General features: G+C 74.7%; 14 protein-coding genes. 9 read left to right on the top strand and 5 right to left on the bottom strand.

All coding sequences use genetic code 11. The annotated features are described in order from the left end of the window. Positions 1–17 precede the first annotated feature (17 nt). Positions 18–914, bottom strand: coding sequence for an ABC transporter ATP-binding protein (locus tag ACFYPD_RS33235; RefSeq protein WP_387122544.1), 897 nt, complete (start codon positions 912–914; stop codon positions 18–20). A 75-nt stretch (positions 915–989) separates the two neighbouring features. Here ACFYPD_RS33235 and ACFYPD_RS33230 point away from each other — a divergent pair, with 75 nt between their 5' ends. Beyond that, positions 990–1,994 carry an ATP-binding cassette domain-containing protein gene (locus ACFYPD_RS33230; RefSeq protein WP_387122477.1) on the top strand — a complete coding sequence of 335 codons (1,005 nt, stop codon included), beginning with the start codon at positions 990–992 and terminating at the stop codon, positions 1,992–1,994. Further along, the gene (locus ACFYPD_RS33225) at positions 1,991–3,001 is read left to right on the top strand and encodes an ABC transporter permease subunit (RefSeq protein WP_387122474.1); all 1,011 of its coding nucleotides are present in this window, start codon (positions 1,991–1,993) and stop codon (positions 2,999–3,001) included. Before ACFYPD_RS33230 ends, ACFYPD_RS33225 begins: the two co-directional genes overlap by 4 nt. Before the next feature lie 113 nt (positions 3,002–3,114). On the opposite strand, the gene ACFYPD_RS33220 is transcribed toward ACFYPD_RS33225, so the two are convergent. Beyond that, the gene (locus tag ACFYPD_RS33220) at positions 3,115–4,290 is read right to left on the bottom strand and encodes an ROK family protein (protein ID WP_387122471.1); all 1,176 of its coding nucleotides are present in this window, start codon (positions 4,288–4,290) and stop codon (positions 3,115–3,117) included. A gap of 124 nt (positions 4,291–4,414) precedes the next feature. Here ACFYPD_RS33220 and ACFYPD_RS33215 point away from each other — a divergent pair, with 124 nt between their 5' ends. Both ACFYPD_RS33215 and ACFYPD_RS33210 read left to right on the top strand, forming a co-directional pair. Further along, the gene (locus ACFYPD_RS33215; protein ID WP_387122468.1) at positions 4,415–5,866 is read left to right on the top strand and encodes a glycoside hydrolase family 3 N-terminal domain-containing protein; all 1,452 of its coding nucleotides are present in this window, start codon (positions 4,415–4,417) and stop codon (positions 5,864–5,866) included. 36 nt (positions 5,867–5,902) lie between these two features. Next, positions 5,903–7,099: a PP2C family protein-serine/threonine phosphatase gene (locus ACFYPD_RS33210; RefSeq protein WP_387122464.1), complete on the top strand. Its 1,197-nt coding sequence runs from the start codon at positions 5,903–5,905 to the stop codon at positions 7,097–7,099. A 6-nt stretch (positions 7,100–7,105) separates the two neighbouring features. Here ACFYPD_RS33210 and ACFYPD_RS33205 read toward each other — a convergent pair whose 3' ends face one another. Continuing rightward, entirely contained in the window at positions 7,106–7,540 is a 435-nt protein-coding gene (locus ACFYPD_RS33205) for an STAS domain-containing protein (RefSeq protein WP_387122460.1), read from the bottom strand. Between the two features lie 64 nt (positions 7,541–7,604). On the opposite strand from ACFYPD_RS33205, the gene ACFYPD_RS33200 reads away from it, so the two are divergent. The 3 genes from ACFYPD_RS33200 to ACFYPD_RS33190 are packed head-to-tail and all read left to right on the top strand — an operon-like array spanning position 7,605 to position 9,221. Continuing rightward, complete coding sequence (locus tag ACFYPD_RS33200) at positions 7,605–8,084, top strand: hypothetical protein (RefSeq protein ID WP_387122458.1); 480 nt, start codon at positions 7,605–7,607, stop codon at positions 8,082–8,084. Next, on the top strand, positions 8,081–8,581 hold the full coding sequence (locus ACFYPD_RS33195) for a thiol-disulfide oxidoreductase DCC family protein (protein ID WP_387122455.1): 501 nt from the start codon (positions 8,081–8,083) through the stop codon (positions 8,579–8,581). The genes ACFYPD_RS33200 and ACFYPD_RS33195 overlap by 4 nt, the downstream gene beginning before the upstream one ends. Beyond that, entirely contained in the window at positions 8,514–9,221 is a 708-nt protein-coding gene (locus ACFYPD_RS33190) for a TetR/AcrR family transcriptional regulator (RefSeq protein ID WP_387122452.1), read from the top strand. The genes ACFYPD_RS33195 and ACFYPD_RS33190 overlap by 68 nt, the downstream gene beginning before the upstream one ends. A 181-nt stretch (positions 9,222–9,402) precedes the next feature. On the opposite strand, the gene ACFYPD_RS33185 is transcribed toward ACFYPD_RS33190, so the two are convergent. Continuing rightward, positions 9,403–10,068: a GNAT family N-acetyltransferase gene (locus tag ACFYPD_RS33185; protein WP_387122449.1), complete on the bottom strand. Its 666-nt coding sequence runs from the start codon at positions 10,066–10,068 to the stop codon at positions 9,403–9,405. A 180-nt stretch (positions 10,069–10,248) separates the two neighbouring features. On the opposite strand from ACFYPD_RS33185, the gene ACFYPD_RS33180 reads away from it, so the two are divergent. Beyond that, positions 10,249–10,434 (top strand): DNA repair protein, encoded by a 186-nt coding sequence (locus ACFYPD_RS33180; protein WP_387122448.1) that lies wholly within the window; start codon positions 10,249–10,251, stop codon positions 10,432–10,434. A gap of 4 nt (positions 10,435–10,438) precedes the next feature. Here ACFYPD_RS33180 and ACFYPD_RS33175 read toward each other — a convergent pair whose 3' ends face one another. Beyond that, complete coding sequence (locus tag ACFYPD_RS33175; protein ID WP_387122445.1) at positions 10,439–11,308, bottom strand: RNA-guided endonuclease InsQ/TnpB family protein; 870 nt, start codon at positions 11,306–11,308, stop codon at positions 10,439–10,441. Between the two features lie 209 nt (positions 11,309–11,517). Here ACFYPD_RS33175 and ACFYPD_RS33170 point away from each other — a divergent pair, with 209 nt between their 5' ends. After that, the gene (locus ACFYPD_RS33170) at positions 11,518–12,033 is read left to right on the top strand and encodes a hypothetical protein (RefSeq protein ID WP_387122442.1); all 516 of its coding nucleotides are present in this window, start codon (positions 11,518–11,520) and stop codon (positions 12,031–12,033) included. The last annotated feature ends 204 nt before the right edge of the window (positions 12,034–12,237 follow it).

Below are 12,237 nucleotides of genomic sequence, written 5' to 3'. Positions count from 1 at the left end.
GTCGTCTCCCGTCAGGCTCAGGCGGCGCGGGCGGTCCAGCGCTCGCCGGCCCGCGCGACGACCAGCGGCAGACCGAACGTCTTCGACAGGTTGTCGGCCGTGAGGGTCTCGGCGAGCAGGCCCTGCGCCACGACGCCGCCCTCGCGCAGCAGCAGCGCGTGGGTGAAGCCCGGCGGGATCTCCTCGACGTGGTGGGTGACCAGCACCATGGCCGGGGCGTCCGGGTCGTACGCCAGCTCGGCGAGCCGGGCGACCAGGTCCTCCCGGCCACCCAGGTCGAGCCCGGCGGCCGGCTCGTCGAGCAGCAGCAGCTCCGGGTCGGTCATGAGGGCCCGGGCGATCTGCACCCGCTTGCGCTCGCCCTCGGAGAGCGTGCCGTACGTCCGCTCGGCGAGGTGGGCGACGCCGAGCTGGCCGAGCAGCGCGCGGGCGCGGGCCTCGTCGGTGCGGTCGTAGCTCTCCCGCCAGCGCCCCACCACCGACCAGGCCGCGGTCACCACCACGTCGGTGACCCGCTCGTCGGTGGGGATCCGCTCGGCGAGCGTGGCGGTGGAGAGGCCGATCCGGGTCCGCAGCTCGTTGACGTCGGTGCGGCCGATCCGCTCGCCGAGCACGTGCGCCGTGCCGGTGGTCGGGTGCAGCCGGCCGGCGGCCAGGTTGAGCAGGGTGGTCTTGCCGGCGCCGTTCGGGCCGAGCACCACCCAGCGTTCGTCCAGCTCGACCCGCCAGTCGACGTCCTGCACCAGCGCGCTGCCGGAGCGCCTGACGCCGACCCCGTCGAGGCTGACCACCAGATCCGCGTCCACGGGTGCGGGGGCGGGGGCGCCGGCGGCGCCGGGGATCAGGTCACCAGTCACCGGTCCATCCAACCACGCAGCCGGCCCGGTGCCCCCCACGGGCGGCGTCGCGGCCATAGGGTGGGGCGCCGTGTCGTTGGTCACCATTCCGGGAGGACGCTTCATGCCCGACCGCTGCCTTCAGGCGTGCGGATGAGCGCGGTCATCGAGATCGCCGGTCTCCGCAAGACGTTCCACACCCTGCGTCAGGGGCGCCGGATCGCCGTCGACGGGTTCGACCTGCTGGTGGAGGCTGGGCAGGTGCACGGCTTCCTCGGGCCGAACGGCTCGGGGAAGACCACCACGCTGCGCGCCCTGCTGGGGCTGGTGCGGGCCGACGCGGGCCGGATGAGCGTGCTCGGGGCCGAGTCCCCGGAGCGGCTGGCCGAGGTGGCCGGGCGGGTCGGCGCGATCGTGGAGAGCCCGCAGTTCTTCGGCAACTTCACCGCCCACCGGACGCTGCGGCTGCTGGCCCTGGCCGGCGGCGTGCCCACCACCCGGGTCGACGAGGTGCTGGAGCAGGTCGGCCTGCGCGACCGGGGCGACGAGCGGGTCAAGGGCTACTCGCTGGGCATGAAGCAGCGGCTGGCGGTGGCGTCGGCGCTGCTCAAGGACCCGGAGCTGCTGATCCTGGACGAGCCGGCGAACGGCCTGGACCCGGCCGGCATCCGGGAGATGCGCGATCTCACCCGGTCGCTCGCCGCGGCCGGGGTGACGGTGCTGCTCTCCAGCCACATCCTGGCCGAGATCCAGCTCATCTGCGACCACGTGACGATCATCAGCCGGGGCCGGCGGGTCGCGTACGGGCCGGTGGAGGACGTGCTGGCCGGCTTCGACGAGCACCAGTGGCAGGTCCGGGTGGCCGAGCCCGAGCGGGCCGTGGAGCTGCTCGGCCGCGCCGGCCTGGCGGTGACCGCGCGCCCCGACCACCTGGTGGTGACCGGGGTCGTCGATCCCGAGGCGATCAGCCGCACGCTGGGCGAGCAGGGCCTCTGGGTACGCGAGCTGATCCCGCTCCGGCCGGACCTGGAGAGCGTCTTTTTGGAGCTGACCGGCGACCACCCGCATCCGGCGCTGCCCCGCCAGGTGGACGGGGCCCCGCCGAACGACGGAGTGATCGACCTGGACGTCCGGGAGAGCCGGGAGGTGGACGCGTGAACCTGGTCCGTGCCGAGCTGGAGCGGCTGGCCGCCCGCCGCTTCGTCCAGCTCATGGTGCTGCTGCTGGCGGTCGCCTTCGCGGTGACCGTGGCGACCACGCTGGCCGGATCGCACCGGCCCTCGCCGGTGGAGCTGAGCCGGGCCCAGGCGCAGGCCGCCGAGGAGGTGCGCAACATGGAGCTGGCGCACGACCGCTGCCTGCGGATCAAGGCGGGCACCGTGACGCCGGACGAGAACGACTACCTGCCGCGGGACTGCGCGCAGATCGACCCGGCCCTGATGGACAAGCTGCCGAGCAGCTCCGACTACCTCAGCGGGGTGTTCGTCTTCGCCAACGAGGCCGAGCCGCTGCTCTACTTCCTGATCGCGTTCCTGGCGATGTTCGGGTTCCTGGTCGGCGCCTCTTACATCGGCGCCGACCTGAACTCGGGCGGCGTGGTCAACCTGCTGCTCTGGCGGCCGCGCCGGCTCGCGGTGCTCGGCGCCAAGCTGGGCACGCTGCTCGGCGGGCTGCTCGGGCTCTCCGCGCTGGCGTCGGTGGCGTACCTGGGGGTGTTCTGGCTGATCGGCCAGGCGTCCGGGCTGCCCGGCCGGACGGGCGGCGAGTTCTGGTCGTCGCTCGGCGCGGTCTGGGTACGCGGCCTGGTGCTGGTGCTGCTCGCCGCGGCGCTCGGCTTCGCCCTGGCCACGCTGGGCCGGCACACCTCGGCGGCGCTCGGCACGGTGGCCGCCTACCTGGTGGTGTGGGAGCTGGGCGCCCGGCTGGTGTTCCAGATCCTGTCGGTGGCCCGCCCGGACCGGTACATGCTCTCCAGCTACCTGGCGGCCTGGCTCAGCGGCGAGGCCCGGTTCTGGGACGGCGACGCCTGCACCGGTGACATCGCGGGCTTCTGCGACGGTTACTACGCGCTGGGCTGGGCGCCGGGCCTGGTGGTCCTGCTCGGCCTGACGGCCGCCCTGGTCGTGGGGGCCTTCACGGTGTTCCGCCGCCGCGACCTGATCTGAGGGGCGCCGGTGCGGCCCCCGGACACGGGGCCGCATCGGCAACTCCTTGCAGAGATTCGCCGCCTCGTGAAGAATTCCTTCACATGGCGGCACTGGCGACGAGAGGCCGGCGGTCAGCCGACCGTCGAGCCGAACACCTCGTCGCGCACCGCGTCCAGGGCGGTGCGCAACGCGCCGCGCAGGATCGGCTCCTCGGTCAGCCCGGTGCTCACCACTCGCGGCCGGACCAGGGTGATCGCCGCGACCTCGTACTGCACCCGCTCGGCCAGCGCCGCCCCGCCGGCCTGCCCCACCTCGCCGGCCAGCACCACCAGCGGCGGATCGAGCACCACGCAGGTGCTCGCCACCCCGAGCGCCAGCCGGCGCGCCAACTCGTCCAGCAGCGGGCCGCCCGCCGTGCCGGCGGCGATCGCGGCGCGCACCGCGTCGGCCGCGCCGGCCGCGCGGAAGCCGTGCTCCGCGGCCACCGCGCGGACCGCGTCGGCCCCCGCGAGCTGCTGGAACGCCGGCTTGGCCCGCTTCGACACGTCACGCGGGATGGGGACGCCGGGCACCGGCAGGTAGCCGATCTCGCCGGCCGCTCCGCTGCTGCCGTGGTGCAGCCGCCCGCCCAGCACGATCGCCAGACCGACACCGGCGTCCAGCCAGACGAGCACGAAGTCCGCCGTGCCCTGTGCCGCGCCGGACTGCGCCTCGGCCACGGCGGCCAGGTTCACGTCGTTCTCGAACACCACCGGGGTGTGCAGGTCATCGCGGAGCGCGGCGAGCAGGCCGCTGTGCCAGCGGGGCAGGTTGAACGCGAAGGTGATGTCGCCGGTGCCCGGGTCGACCAGGCCGGGGGTGCCGAGCACGATCCGCCGTACGCTGGACAGCTCGGCGCCGGCGCTGCTGGCCGCCTGGACCACCGCGTTGTGCACCACGCCGACCGGGTCGTCGGTGTCCTTCGTGGACTGCTCGACCCGGCCGACCACCGCACCGGTGATGTCGGCGCAGGCGGCCACCACCCGCTCGGCGCCGACGTCCACGCCGACGACGTACGCGCTGCCCGGCCGGACCGCGTAGAGCTGGGCGTTCGGGCCCCGCCCGCCGGCCTGCTCGCCGACCCGGGCGACCAGGCCGCGTTCCTCCAGCCGTTCGACCAGCTGGGACGCGGTGACCTTGGAGAGCCCGGTCAGCTCGCCGATCCGCGCCCGGGTCAACGGCCCCTGCTCGAGCAGCAGCTCCAGCGCCGCGCGGTCGTTGAGCGCCCGCAACAGTCGGGGGGTGCCGGGCAGCCGGGTCGCACTCATGCCACGTCCTTTATTTTCAGTAAAGTTTGCTAACCACAAAACGCCTGCCGAGGGGTGTCCGTTTAGCGTATCGGCCACCCCGATCCGGGGCCGTCGGACGACCCGGCAGGGAAAGGGGATACTCGTGGGGTTGGATCCAGGACTCCGTCGGCTCGCGCTGGGCACGCTGCTGGCGGCGTACCCCGGCCCGGTCCCGCCCGACTGGGCGGTCGACCTGCTCGCCGAGGGCCTCGCCGGGCACACCCTGTTCGGCACCAACATCCACGACCCGGCCCAGGTGGCGGCGACCACCGCGGCGCTGCGCGCCGGCCGCCCGGACGTGCTCATCGCGATCGACGAGGAGGGCGGGGACGTCACCCGGCTGGCGCACGCCACCGGCAGCCCGTACCCGGGCAACGCCGCCCTCGGCGCGGTCGACGACCCGACCCTGACCCGCCAGGTGTACGCGGCGATCGGCGCGGAGCTGGCCGCCCTCGGGATCAACGTGGACCTCGCCCCGACCGTCGACGTGAACACCGCCGACGAGAACCCGGTGATCGGCACCCGCTCGTTCGGCGCCGACCCGGTCCGGGTGGCCGTCCACTCCGCCGCCGCGGTCGTCGGCCTCCAGTCCGCCGGGGTGGCCGCCTGCGCCAAGCACTTCCCCGGGCACGGCGCGACGGTCGCCGACTCCCACTACGAGCTGCCCACCGTCGACGTGCCGCCGGCCGTGCTGCGCGAGCGCGACCTGCCGCCGTTCGCCGCGGTGGTCGACGCCGGGGTACGCGCCGTCATGACCGCGCACATCCGGGTGCCCGCGCTGACCGGCGACGGTCCGGCCACCTTCAGCCGGGCGGTCCTGGTCGACCTGCTGCGCGCCGAGTACGGCTTCACCGGCGCGGTGATCACCGACGCGCTGGAGATGAAGGGCGCCGCGCTGGCCGCCGGCGGGGTGGGGCCGGCCGCGGTCCGCGCCCTGGCCGCCGGGGCGGACCTGCTCTGCATCGGCGCCAAGGTCGACGCCGACCTGGTGGAGCACGTCGTCGAGGAGATCGTCGCCGCGCTGACCGACGGCCGGCTGGACCGGGCCCGGGTCGAGGAGGCCGCCGGCCGGGCCGCCGAGCTGGCCGCCTGGACCGGCGCGGGTGGCTCCGCGGCCGAGACACCGGACGGCCTCGGCTACGCCGCCGCCCTGCGCGCGGTGCGCGTCGAGGGCGACATCACCGGCCTGGCCGCGCCGCTGGTGGTGCAGGTGCACGCCACCTCCACCATCGCCGAGGGGCGGGTGCCGTGGGGGCTGGGCCCGCACCTGGCCGGGGCGGAGGTGGTCCGCGCGGTCGCCGGCGAGACCGACCCGGACGAGCTGCGCGCTCTCGCCGGGGACCGGCCCGTCGTGCTGGTCGGCCGCCACCTGCACCGGCTGCCCGGGGCGCGGGAACTGGTCGACGCGCTGGCCGCCACGCACCCGGTGACCGTGGTGGAGATGGGCTGGCCGGGCGACTGGCGACCGACCGGCGCGCGGGCCTTCGTCACCACGTACGGCGCCAGCCACGCCAACGGCCGCGCGGCGGCGCAGGTGCTCGGCCTGGCCGGCTGAGGTCTGCCCGGGCCCGTTCCGGGGTACACGGGTCGGATGAGCGCAACCGACCCCTGGCACCGGGCGGCGGTCGACCTGATCGCCCGGTCCCACCGGGTGCCGCCCGACGCGGTGCCCGCGGCGGTGAGCGCGGCGGTGCGCGACCTCGGCGTGGCCGTGACCACGTACCTGGTGGACGTCGAGCAGGAGCTGCTGCGCCCGCTTCCCGAGCCGGGTCGGCCGCTGCCGGATCCGCTGCCGATCGACACCAGCCTGCCCGGCCGCGCCTACACCGAGGTGCGGGTGCGGACCGGGCGGGACGGCCGGCTCTGGGTGCCGGTGGTCGACGGCACCGTGCGGTTGGGCCTGCTGGAGGTCAGGTTGCCGGCCGGGGCGGACCCGGACGATCCCGCTCTCCGCGACGGCTGCCGGATGGTCGCCGGCCTGATCGGGCACCTGGTGAGCAGCAAGTCCGCGTACGGCGACGGCCTGGTCCGTGCCCGGCGGAGCGGACCCATGGCCGTCTCCGCCGAGCTGCTCTGGCAACTGCTCCCCCCGCTCACCTTCGCCACCGACACGGTCGCCGTCAGCGCGATCCTGGAACCCTGCTACGAGGTGGGCGGCGACGCGTTCGACTACGCGCTGGACGACGGCCGGCTCGCGCTCGCGGTGCTGGACGGGGTCGGGCACGGGCTGCCGGCGACACTGACCACCTCGGTCGCGCTCGCCGCGCTGCGGGCCGCCCGGCGCAGCGGCGACGGGCTGGCCGAGCAGGTCGCCGCGGTCGACGCGGCCCTGTTCAGCCAGTGGCGGGACGGGCGGTTCGTGACCGCCGTCCTGGCCGAGGTCGAGGTCGACACCGGACGGATCCGGTACGTCAACGCCGGGCACCCCGCCCCGGTGCTGCTGCGCCGGGGGCGGGCCGTGCGCGCCCTGACCGGCGGCCGGCGCCCGCCGCTCGGTTTGAACCTGCCCGGCGGCGAGCCGGGCGAGTCCCGGCTGGAGCCGGACGACCGGCTGCTGCTCTACACCGACGGCGTGACCGAGGCCCGCGACCCGGCCGGGGAGATGTTCGGGCTGCCCCGCCTCGCCGACCTCGCCGAGCGACACATCGGCTCGGAGTTGCCCGCGGCGGAGACGTTGCGCCGGTTGAGCCACGCCGTCGCCGCGTACCGGGGCACCGCTTCCCGCGACGACGCCAGCATGGTGCTCGTGGAGTGGTCCGGCGCGGCGGCCGCCCGCACGGAGCCCTGAGGCGGCTCAGCGCAAGCGGCGCCAGCCGGGTTCGACGGCGCTGCCGTCGTCGTCCCTCCCGCCCGACCAGCCGAGCAGGACGTCGACCCCGGTGATCCGCAGCACCCGGGCCACCAGCGGCTGCGGATCGGTCACCCGCAGGGTCGCGCCCCGGCCGACCGCCTCCGCGGCGCCGCGCAGCAGAGCGGCCACGCCGGTCGAGTCGAGGAACGTGACCGCGCCGAGGTCGACCAGGATCTCCACCAGATCGGGCCGGTCCAGCACGCCGTCGAGGGCCCGGTCGAACGCGGCGGCCCCGGCCATGTCGAGGTCGCCGACCGGCCTGACGACCAGCCGGCCTGCCCCCGCGTCCCGCGTACCGATCTCCATGACCCGCCCGTCCGCTCCGACACACGCCGTCGCGACCATACCGGCCGCGCGCCAGCCAACGAACTTGAACATGTTCAACACCTGTCGTACGCTGAGGTCGACTTCGATTTGAACGCGTTCAAGAGAGGCGACGGGGATGGACGTGAAGGTCTGGATGTACCTGGCCTACCTCGCGGTCAGCATCGGGCTGACCATGTGGGTGGCCCGGGCGCTCGCCCGCAACGGGCTGGTGTTCCTGGAGGACGTCTTCGCCGACAAGCGGCTGGCCGACGCGGTCAACAGCCTGCTGGTGGTCGGCTTCTACCTGCTCAACCTCGGCTACGTCACGGTGGCCATGAAGGAGGCCGGCCCGGTGGGCACCACCAGCCAGGCGCTGGAACAGCTCTCCATGAAGGTGGGCTGGGTGCTGCTGGTCCTCGGCGCGCTGCACTTCTTCAACGTCTTCGCGCTCGGCCGCTACCGGCGCGGGCGGCTGCGCCAGCAGGCGGCCGCCCACCCGCCGCTCGCCCCGGTCGGCTACCTCCCGCCGCAGGGCGGCGCCCGACCGGCCCACCCGGCCGCACCGGTGCCGGCCGGTCCCCCGCCGGGGCAGGCACCGCCCGCCCCGCCCCGATGACGCCCCTCCCGGGCGGGCGCCCGACGGATCCCACCGGGCACGGGGCCGGTGGGATCCGCGGGTTCACCGTCCTCTACGACGCGCACTGCCCGCTGTGCCGGGCCGCCCGGCAGTGGCTCGCGTCGCGGGCCCAGCTCGTACCCCTGGAGTTCCTGCCGGCCGGGTCGGCGCAGGCCCGGCGGCGCTTCCCCGGCCTCGACCACGACGCCACGCTGCGGGACCTGACCGTGGTGGCCGACACCGGCGCGGTCTACGCGGGCGACGGCGCCTGGTTCGCCTGCCTCTGGGCCCTGGCCGACCACCGGGGTACGGCGGAACGGCTGGCCCGCCCGCACCTGCTGCCGCTGGCCCGGCGGATGGTGACGACCGCCTCCGCGGTCCGTGAGCTGGTCCGGGAACCCCGGCCCGACCCGGGATACGGTGACGACGATGACCGAGCAGACTGCGCCGACGACCGCTGCGGGTGGCCCGAGCACCGGGGCGACGGCCCGGGGTGAGCAGACCCGCCAGCTGATCCTGGACACCGCCATGCGGCTGTTCCGCGAGCGGGGGTACGCGCGCACCACCATGCGCGCCATCGCCCAGGAGGCCGGCGTGGCGGTGGGCAACGCCTACTACTACTTCGGCTCGAAGGAACACCTGGTCCAGGAGTTCTACGCGGACACCCAGCGGGAACACCGGGTGGTGGCCGCGCCGGCGCTGGCCCGCGAGCGGGACTTCGCCGCCCGGCTCGCTGCCGTGCTGCACGCCGGGGTGGACGTGCTGACGCCGTACCACTCGTTCGCCGCCAGCTTCTTCAAGACGGCGGCCGAGCCCACCTCGCCGCTCAGCCCGTTCTCCGCCGAGTCCTCCGGCCCGCGCGACGCCTCGGTCGGGCTCTTCCGCGAGGTGCTGGAGGGCTCGACCGCCACGGTGGACGCCGAACTGCGCGAGCCCCTGCCCGAGCTGCTCTGGCTCGGCTACATGGGCGTGGTGCTCTACTGGGTGCACGACCGCTCCCCCGGCCAGGCGAAGACCCGCCAGCTCATCGACGGCGCGGTCCCGCTGGTCGACCGGCTGGTGGGGCTGTCCCGGCTCCGGGTGCTGCGCCCCGTGACCCGCCAGGTGGTCGGCCTGATCCACACGCTGCGTCACTGACCCCTGCGGCCACCACCAACGGCTGAACCGCAGTTCAAGTCCGCAACCGGACAGGGGTCACCTGCCCTTCACCCCTTGCTCGACACGCGGCGGACACTTAGCGTTACCAGGGTCGGGACCTGGGGGGAGAGGCTGCGGACCGTGGATCCGGCCCGGGATCCATGGTCCGCGCCCGCCTCGGTCAGCGGGGGAACACCCCGTACGACGTCCAGCCCCGATCCGGGAAGCCCGCCGCCTCGGCCACCCGCGCGGAGACGCGGTTGTCGTGGTTGTGCAGGTAGGTGGGGACGGCTCCCTCGTCCAGCACCCGCCGGGCCGCCTGGGCGACCAGCCGCCGGGCCAGCCCCCGCCCCCGCGCCGCCGGCACCGTCCCCACGGCCAGTTCGTGCCCGTGGGCGTCGTGCCGCTTGATCCCCGCGCCGGCCAGGTACGCCCCGTCGCCGTCGCGGACCACCAGCACCTCCCGGTCGAACAGCCGCAGCCAGGGCGGCAGCCCGGGCGTGCTCGGCGCGACCCACTCACCGGCGTCCGGCAACGGCGCCGGCGCGGTGCTCCACCGGAACAGCCCGGCGTGGGTGATGAACTCGGGCGCGCCGACCGCCGCCGGGAGGGCCGGCAGCAGCCGTCCCCCGGGCCGCTCCCGGACGAGGTCCCGCACCACGCCGGCCCGGTCCGGCGGCACCGAGAGGATCGCGCACTCCGGGGACGCGACCGCGACGGCCGGGCGCAGCCGCCCGTCCCAGGCCGGCCGGGCCCGCCGGTGCGAGCGGACGACGTGCAGCCCGGGACCCGCGGGCCACTGCCCCAACCAGGTCGCCAGGTGCAGGAACAGCCGCCGGTCGAGCACGTGATCACGGTACGCCCACCGCACCCGTCCGGCGCGCCGGATTCGCCCGGGCTGATTGAGGTGCCCGGCGGGCGGGTAGACGGTTCAGAACATCATCGACGGCTGCGGGAACCTCACGCATCGATCCCGCGTCATATTCATTTCCATACATGTACAAGTTTCTCTGGGACGGTAATGGTCATGCCGAATCAGCCGAATGACCGGTACCAGCAGGACGCCGAGCACCGCTGGCAGGCCGTCGTGGCCGCCCGGCGGTTCCCGGCGCAGGCCGACTACCGGGGGGCTCGCCGCGGGTCGCTCTCCTGGGCGGAGCTCAACGCGCTGCCGGCGGGCGCCTCCCCCCGGCGCGGCCTCACCGCGCGCTGACGCCTCACGAGAGCCGGGTCCGGCCGAGACCGACCACGCACAGGTCCTCCACGTACACCGCTTGATTGTCGCGGATGATCCGTGTGGAGAGCTTGTGCTGCCAGTCCCGCCGGGTGTCGGCCACCCGGGCGTGCGTCTTGGCGACCTTGACGACGGCCTTGGTGCGGTTGTTGCTGCCCCGCTGCTTGCGGGACAGGCCCTGCTGCAACCGGCGCAGCTTACGGGCAGCGCGGCGCAGGAACCTCGGCGCCGCGACCTTCGCGCCGTCGGACAGAACCGCGAAGTGGGTCAAACCCAGATCGATGCCCACCTGCGTGTCGGCCGGCGGCAGCGGCTCGCCGACGGCGGTCACGACGAACGAGACGAAATATCGACCGGCGGCGTCTTTGATCACCGTTACTGACGTGGGCTCGACCGGCAACGGCCGTGACCACCGGACTACCACGTCCCCGATCTTCGGCAGCCGCAGCCGCCCGTTGTCCAGCACCCCGAACCGAGAGTTCTTGGTGAACCGGATGGCCTGCCGGTTGTCCTTACGCGACCGGAATCGCGGCGGGGCAACCTTGCGGCCCTTGCGCTTGCCGGACAGTGAGGCGAAGAAGTTCCGGTAGGCAGTGTTCAGGTCCGCCAGGGCCTGCTGGAGCACGACCGCCGACACCTCGCCCAGCCACTCCCGCTCGGTAGTGCGCTTGGCCTCGGTGATGACCCGCTTCGACAGCTCGCCGTCCGACAGGTACGCCTCGCCCGCCGCACGGGCCTGCTGCCGTGCGCGCAGCCCGTCGTTGAACACGACCCGAGCGCACCCGAATGCCCGAGCCAGCGCTTCCTGCTGCACGAGCGTCGGGTAGACGCGGAACTTGTACCGGAGCTGCACATTGGACAGTCTGGCATCACCCTACGACCGAAAGTTGAGCAACTGGCGCGCGCGCGTCAACAGCCTCAAGGGTGTGTCGTCACGCCCGGGTGCGCCAAGAATTCCTCGACCTCCCAGCGGGCCGTCACCCCGCCCTGGTCGGAGCACTGGCCTGCATTCCGGTAGCGTCTTGTGGTCCGAATCCGGCTACCACAGGAGAAGCTCCGCGCATGGGCAAGAAGACGATCCAGGTCTCCGACTTCACCGGCCAGGTGCTGCGCCCCGACGACGAGGTGGTCAAGGTCGTCGTGCTGGAGCACCCGGACCTCGTCGCCGGGCCCGTGCAACTCGACGCCACGCCGGTCGAGGTGGAGAGCATCGACGACGCGGCGCTGGACGTGGCCGTCGTGGAGATCCACGACCGGCACGGCGGGGGCGAGCCGCGCCGGGTGGTGCTGACCGCCAGCGAATTCGACGCGATGGCCACCGACGTGCCGATGGCGCAACTGCTGCGCACCGCCGAGCGGGTCAAGCCGCCCAAGGCCCGGCGCTCCACCGAGAAGATCGACTACGGCACCATCGAGCACGCTGGCAAGCCGCACCGCGGCCGGGTCACCGAGGAGGAGGCCCGGCTGGTCCGCGAGCAGCTCGACGAGGTGAACAAGCGCCTCGCCGACGCGGGGATCCGCCAGGTCGACCCGGCCGACCCGGAGCACGCGGCCCGCTACGGCCTCCCCACCGCCTGACGCCGCACCGGCCGGGGGCGCGCCCCCCCGGGGGGGGGGCCGGCCGGGGGGGGGGGGGGGGGGGGGGGGGGGGGGCCCGGGGGGGGGGGGGGGGGGGGGGGGGGGGGGCCCGGGGCGGTCAGCAGGGCCCGGGCGTGCCGGGCGGCTGCCGTGCCCTGGCCGGCCGCGATCGCGGCGGCGAGCCGGCGGTGGCCGGCGACGTCG

The sequence above is a fragment of the Micromonospora sp. NPDC005299 genome, assembly GCF_042872345.1.
Classification (GTDB): Bacteria; Actinomycetota; Actinomycetes; order Mycobacteriales; family Micromonosporaceae; genus Micromonospora.
This window is presented reverse-complemented; position numbering and strand designations above follow the sequence as displayed.

What these genes read in the sequence shown, in the direction of transcription:
- ACFYPD_RS33235 (WP_387122544.1), bottom strand. Translation starts at nt 914, where the DNA reads ATGGCCGCGACGCCGCCCGTGGGGGGCACCGGGCCGGCTGCGTGGTTG.
- ACFYPD_RS33230 (WP_387122477.1), top strand. Translation starts at nt 990, where the DNA reads ATGAGCGCGGTCATCGAGATCGCCGGTCTCCGCAAGACGTTCCACACC.
- ACFYPD_RS33220 (WP_387122471.1), bottom strand. Translation starts at nt 4,290, where the DNA reads ATGAGTGCGACCCGGCTGCCCGGCACCCCCCGACTGTTGCGGGCGCTC.
- ACFYPD_RS33210 (WP_387122464.1), top strand. Translation starts at nt 5,903, where the DNA reads ATGAGCGCAACCGACCCCTGGCACCGGGCGGCGGTCGACCTGATCGCC.
- ACFYPD_RS33205 (WP_387122460.1), bottom strand. Translation starts at nt 7,540, where the DNA reads ATGTTCAAGTTCGTTGGCTGGCGCGCGGCCGGTATGGTCGCGACGGCG.
- ACFYPD_RS33200 (WP_387122458.1), top strand. Translation starts at nt 7,605, where the DNA reads ATGGACGTGAAGGTCTGGATGTACCTGGCCTACCTCGCGGTCAGCATC.
- ACFYPD_RS33195 (WP_387122455.1), top strand. Translation starts at nt 8,081, where the DNA reads ATGACGCCCCTCCCGGGCGGGCGCCCGACGGATCCCACCGGGCACGGG.
- ACFYPD_RS33190 (WP_387122452.1), top strand. Translation starts at nt 8,514, where the DNA reads ATGACCGAGCAGACTGCGCCGACGACCGCTGCGGGTGGCCCGAGCACC.
- ACFYPD_RS33180 (WP_387122448.1), top strand. Translation starts at nt 10,249, where the DNA reads ATGCCGAATCAGCCGAATGACCGGTACCAGCAGGACGCCGAGCACCGC.
- ACFYPD_RS33170 (WP_387122442.1), top strand. Translation starts at nt 11,518, where the DNA reads ATGGGCAAGAAGACGATCCAGGTCTCCGACTTCACCGGCCAGGTGCTG.